At 69.8% G+C, this 4525-nt stretch carries 5 protein-coding genes; 3 read left to right on the top strand and 2 right to left on the bottom strand.

Going from position 1 to position 4525, the window contains the following annotated elements; genetic code table 11:
- A partial coding sequence (locus IRZ30_RS15890; protein WP_294086542.1) for a MoxR family ATPase occupies positions 1 to 994 on the bottom strand: 994 nt, incomplete at its 3' end.
- A 92-nt stretch (positions 995 to 1086) separates the two neighbouring features.
- Here IRZ30_RS15890 and IRZ30_RS15895 point away from each other — a divergent pair.
- Positions 1087 to 1842 carry an alpha/beta hydrolase gene (locus IRZ30_RS15895; protein WP_294086544.1) on the top strand — a complete coding sequence of 252 codons (756 nt, stop codon included), beginning with the start codon at positions 1087 to 1089 and terminating at the stop codon, positions 1840 to 1842.
- A gap of 10 nt (positions 1843 to 1852) precedes the next feature.
- On the opposite strand, the gene IRZ30_RS15900 is transcribed toward IRZ30_RS15895, so the two are convergent.
- Positions 1853 to 2317 (bottom strand): DoxX family protein, encoded by a 465-nt coding sequence (locus IRZ30_RS15900; protein ID WP_294086546.1) that lies wholly within the window; start codon positions 2315 to 2317, stop codon positions 1853 to 1855.
- A 259-nt stretch (positions 2318 to 2576) separates the two neighbouring features.
- On the opposite strand from IRZ30_RS15900, the gene IRZ30_RS15905 reads away from it, so the two are divergent.
- Both IRZ30_RS15905 and IRZ30_RS15910 read left to right on the top strand, forming a co-directional pair.
- Complete coding sequence (locus tag IRZ30_RS15905; RefSeq protein WP_294086548.1) at positions 2577 to 3560, top strand: ATP-binding cassette domain-containing protein; 984 nt, start codon at positions 2577 to 2579, stop codon at positions 3558 to 3560.
- Positions 3560 to 4330, top strand: a complete 771-nt coding sequence (locus tag IRZ30_RS15910) for an ABC transporter permease (RefSeq protein WP_294086551.1) — start codon at positions 3560 to 3562, stop codon at positions 4328 to 4330. The genes IRZ30_RS15905 and IRZ30_RS15910 overlap by 1 nt, the downstream gene beginning before the upstream one ends.
- Positions 4331 to 4525 lie beyond the last annotated feature (195 nt).

A 4525-nucleotide genomic window follows, 5' to 3' on the forward strand; every position in this document is an offset into this window, starting at 1 on the left:
GGCTCATGGCGCGGCCGGTGCCGCCGCCATGCCCGGTTCCCGGGTGGGTGGGTGACTCGCGGTCAGCAGGGCGGCGGCCGGGGCTGCCGGGCTCGGGGTAGCTGGGTGTTTCCGGCCGGCCGTCCAGGACTGCGAGGACGATCTCCTCCACAATGCTGTCGGCGCTCCGGCGGGAGGATTCGCGCACCGCGACCTTGACCGCGAGTGCCGTGCGCGCGGCGGCCACGAGGAGCTGGCGCGACGCGACATCGTCCCGCGCGGGGCTGATGCGCTCGTCGCGAAGCCCGGCGAGTTGCCCTGCCACCAGCACGAAGTCGATCGCGCCGCGGACCGACGCGCCCATGCGTAGGTCGGGGTGGCGGCGCGTGCGCTGCACGACCTCGACCGCCACGTCCACCAACCAGCCGCCGGGCGTGCCGGTGCGCCGGGCGACGATTTCCCGCTCCTCCTCGGGCGATTGATAGTCGAGATGGACCCGGCAAAGCCGGTCGGCCACCGCTCCCGACAGGCGGTTCGTCCCAATGTTGTCGAAGGGGTTCATGGCTGCGACGAGGCGGAATCCGGGCGCGGCGCGCACGACGCCCAGGCGGGGGATGCTCAGCTCGCGCTCGGCCATGGCGGTCAGCAGCGTATTGAGCGTGTCCTCTGGCACCCGGTTGAATTCCTCGATGTAGAAGATGCCGCCGTCGCGCATGGCGAGCGGCAGCGGGCCGTAGATGAAGCCCTCCGGAGTGTAGCCCTCCTGGAGCACGCGAACCGGGCTGTGGTGGCCCAGGATCTTGGCCGGGGTGAGGTCCGCGTGGCCTTCGACGAAGTAGAAGGGGACCCCCGCGGCTGCGCAGATGGCGCGTAGCAAGGTTGACTTGGCCGTGCCGGGCGGGCCTTCGAGGAGGACATCGCGCCCTGCCCCGAGGGCGGCGAGGATCAACTGCGCCTCCGTCCGGCGCCCGACCAGGTCGCGCTCGATGGTAGCGTAGATGCGGCGGATGTCCATGTTGCTCCTTGCCCTACCCGCACCGCAACGCGCGTGCCGGGCATGCCGACGGCGGGGTAGGTGCGAGGATGCGGCCGGGAAGGAGCAGTGCGATGCCGTACGTGGATCTCGACGGGCTGCGGATGTACTACGCCGAGCACGGGCGGCTCGACGGCCCGCCACTCGTGCTCCTGCACGCCTTCATGGCGACCGGCGAGCAGTGGCGGCGGCAGATCGACGCCTTCGGCGCGCGCTACCGGCTGATTGTGCCGGATCTTCGCGGCCACGGGCGCACCGGCAACCCCGGCGGACTGGCGGCGATGAACCACCGGCAGTTCGCCCGCGACGTGGTCGGGCTTTGTGGCGCGCTGGGGATCGACCGCGCGGCCTTCGTTGGGGTCAGTACCGGGGCGATGCTGCTGCTCAGCCTGGCACTCGAGGCGCCGGACCTGCCGCAGGCCCTTGTCCTGGCGGGCGGCACCCTCCGCTACGATGCGGACCTCCGCCGCTGGTGGCGCACGATGACGCCTGAGTCGGTCACGCCCTCGATCGAGCGTGCCCGTGCGATGCATACCGCGATGGGGTTCGAGCACTGGCGCCTGGTGGCCGAAGCCTGGATCGCGCTCAGCCAGCACGCGCACGAGGAGGACTTTCCCGAGCCGGCGGAGATCCGTGGGATCCGGGTGCCGACGCTAGTCGTGCATGGCGACCGGGACCGGTACTTCCCGGTGGCGATCCCCGTCGAGCTCTATGGACTGCTCCCCGACGCCGAGCTGTGCATCCTCCCGAACACCGGGCACTTCCCGCAGGCCGACCGCCCGGAGTGGTTCAACGACATCGTGCTCGACTTCCTCGCGCGGCGGAGCTGAGTGGGCCGCCTTATTGCGCCTTGCGGGCGATGGTCAGCCGCCAGCCCCGCGTCGCCTTCCGTTCCTGACGCTGCTCGAAGAGCAGTTCGTCGAGGGAGCCGGAGCCGCCGCCCAACAGTGCCAGGCTGAGGAACCCGCCCAGGAGTGCGAGGTCGTACTCGTAACCTGGCACAAGCCCCTTGGTCCACTTCATCCGGAAGACGATGAAGAGGAACTGCCCGGCGAAGAGGAGGGCGATCGGGCGCGTGAAGATCCCGGCGAGGAGGGCAAGCCCGCCGAAGAACTCCAGGCCGCTGACGAAGCGGGCAACCCGCTCCGGCGCGGGGACGCCCATCGACTCCAACGCTCCGGGGAGCTGATCCTTCGGTTGCTCGAACACCTTCTGGTGCCCGTGGGCCACCATGATGATCCCGAGGATGATCCGCAGCGGGATCGGCGCCAGGGTGGCCAACCGGTGGACGAGAGACGGGCTCATGTGCGCACCCCTTCCAGTCTCGACATAGGCCGCTGCGGCCCCTCTGCAATCCGGTGGCCACCGCCCGCGGCCCGCGCAGCCGGGTATTTCGAAGAAATCTGAATTAATACCTTGACAACAGAACAAAATAGCGCTACCCTGGGCGGCGGATCGGCGGCCTGTGGTAGAATTCGTCTTTTCCGGGCGGGCGGACCGTGGCGCGCGAGCCGACCGCGTGGTGGTGATCCGCGGCAGGGCCGGAAGATGAAGGGACGGAACCGTGGACGCAATCGTGGCGGAGCACCTGAGCAAGACCTATCCCAAAGGCGTCCGCGCGGTCGAGGATGTTTCGTTTCGGGTGGCGCCGGGGGAGATCTTCGGTCTGCTCGGCCCGAACGGGGCGGGCAAGTCGACGACGGTGCGCATGCTGGCCACCCTGACCAAGCCGGACGGCGGCACCGGCAGCGTCGCCGGGCATGACATCCGACGTGACCCGGCGGGGGTCCGCCGGGCGCTCGGGTATGTGGCGCAGGCCTCGGGCGTCGACAAGCACGCCACCGGACGGGAGAACCTCACGCTCCAGGCTCAACTACACCGCGTCCCGCGCAGTGAGATCCGCCAGCGGGTCGACCGCGTTCTTGAGTGGGTGGGACTGACCGACGCGGCCGACCGGATGGTCCAAACCTACTCCGGCGGGATGAAGCGCCGGCTCGACATCGCGCTCGGCCTGGTACATGAACCGGAGGTGCTCTTCCTCGATGAGCCGACTACCGGGCTCGACCCCGAGACGCGCGCGGCGCTCTGGGAAGACCTGCTCCGGCTGAAGCATGAGCGCCGCCTGGCCGTGCTCCTGACCACCCACTACCTGGACGAAGCCGACCGCTTGTGCGACCGGCTGGCGATCGTCGACCGCGGGCGGGTGGTCGCCGAGGGGACCCCGGCGGAACTGAAGGCCGCGATCCGCGGCGACCGCGTGACGCTCGAAGTGGAGCAGCGGCCTGCGGAGGCGGCCGCGGTCCTGGCGCCGCTCGACGGCGTACTCGACGTCGTGCCCAACGGCCGGGAGGTGGTTGCCCGCGTGCTGCACGGGGCGACGGCCATCCCGCAGTTGGTCACCGTGCTGGAGCGTGCCGGGATCACCGTCCAGTCGGTGGCGCTACACCGGCCGTCGCTGGACGACGTGTATCTCTTCCATACCGGTCACCGGATGATCTCGGACACCCTAGCCCCGGAGCTGGTTGGGCAGGGGGAGGAGCGGCGCTGATGGGCTTCGTGATGGACACGCTGTACCTGTTGAAGCGGCACACGCTGGCGACGGTGCGCATCCCGATCTGGGTCTTCATGTCGCTGGTATCGCCGCTGATCTGGCTCGTGCTCTACGGGCAACTCTTCCGGCGGATCGTCGAGCTGCCGGGCTTCGGGAGCGGCTCATACATCCAGTTCCTGACGCCCGGAGTCGTCGTCATGCTGGCCCTGTTCAGCGCGGCCTGGGGCGGGATGGGAACGCTCCAGGACCTGACCGACGGCGTGATGGACCGGATGCTGGTCACCCCGGTGAGCCGCGCGGCGTTGATCGCCTCGCGCGTGCTCCACACCGCGCTGACGGTGGCGGTGCAGGCGGCCATCATCCTGGTTGTCGGGCTGGTGATGGGCGCGCGGGTGCCGGGCGGCATCCTTGGCGCCGTCTCGGTGCTCGGGGTGTCGGCCCTGCTGGCGGCCGGGATCTCGGCCGTGTCGAACGGGCTGGCCCTCATCACTCGGCGCGAGGAAACGCTGATCGCGATAGTGAACTTCTTCGCCACCCCGCTCGTCTTCCTGTCGTCCGCCTTCATCGCCACGGCGCTGATGCCGGGCTGGATCCGCGCCATCGCCCGGGCCAACCCGGTCAACTGGGCGGTGCAGGGTGCGCGCAACGCGATGGAGGGCGCGGACTGGGGCGCGGTGGCGAGCTACGGCCTGCTGCTGACCGCCTTCACCATTGTCTGCGTGCTCTTCGCGACCCAGGCGTTCCGCCTCTACCGCCGGGCGATGTGAGGGTGGTGCGTGGTGAGTGATGCGTGATGCGTAGTGCGTACTGCGTATTGGGTGGGACCTGTCGTGGTAGGCAGGTGACCTCTCGACCTCGAGACAGACCCATGACGCTCCTATGTCATCCTGAGCGGAGCCGGGCGGCCCCCCCCGGGGCGGCGGCCGCCGCGCCGGAAGACGAACCACCACAGGATCGGGCAG

The sequence above is a fragment of the Sphaerobacter sp. genome (genome assembly GCF_019683595.1).
Classification (GTDB): domain Bacteria; phylum Chloroflexota; class Chloroflexia; order Thermomicrobiales; family Thermomicrobiaceae; genus Sphaerobacter.

Bases quoted from the DNA above. Each gene is read 5' to 3' on its own strand.
- IRZ30_RS15895 (WP_294086544.1), top strand. From the start codon at position 1,087: ATGCCGTACGTGGATCTCGACGGGCTGCGGATGTACTACGCCGAGCAC.
- IRZ30_RS15900 (WP_294086546.1), bottom strand. From the start codon at position 2,317: ATGAGCCCGTCTCTCGTCCACCGGTTGGCCACCCTGGCGCCGATCCCG.
- IRZ30_RS15910 (WP_294086551.1), top strand. From the start codon at position 3,560: ATGGGCTTCGTGATGGACACGCTGTACCTGTTGAAGCGGCACACGCTG.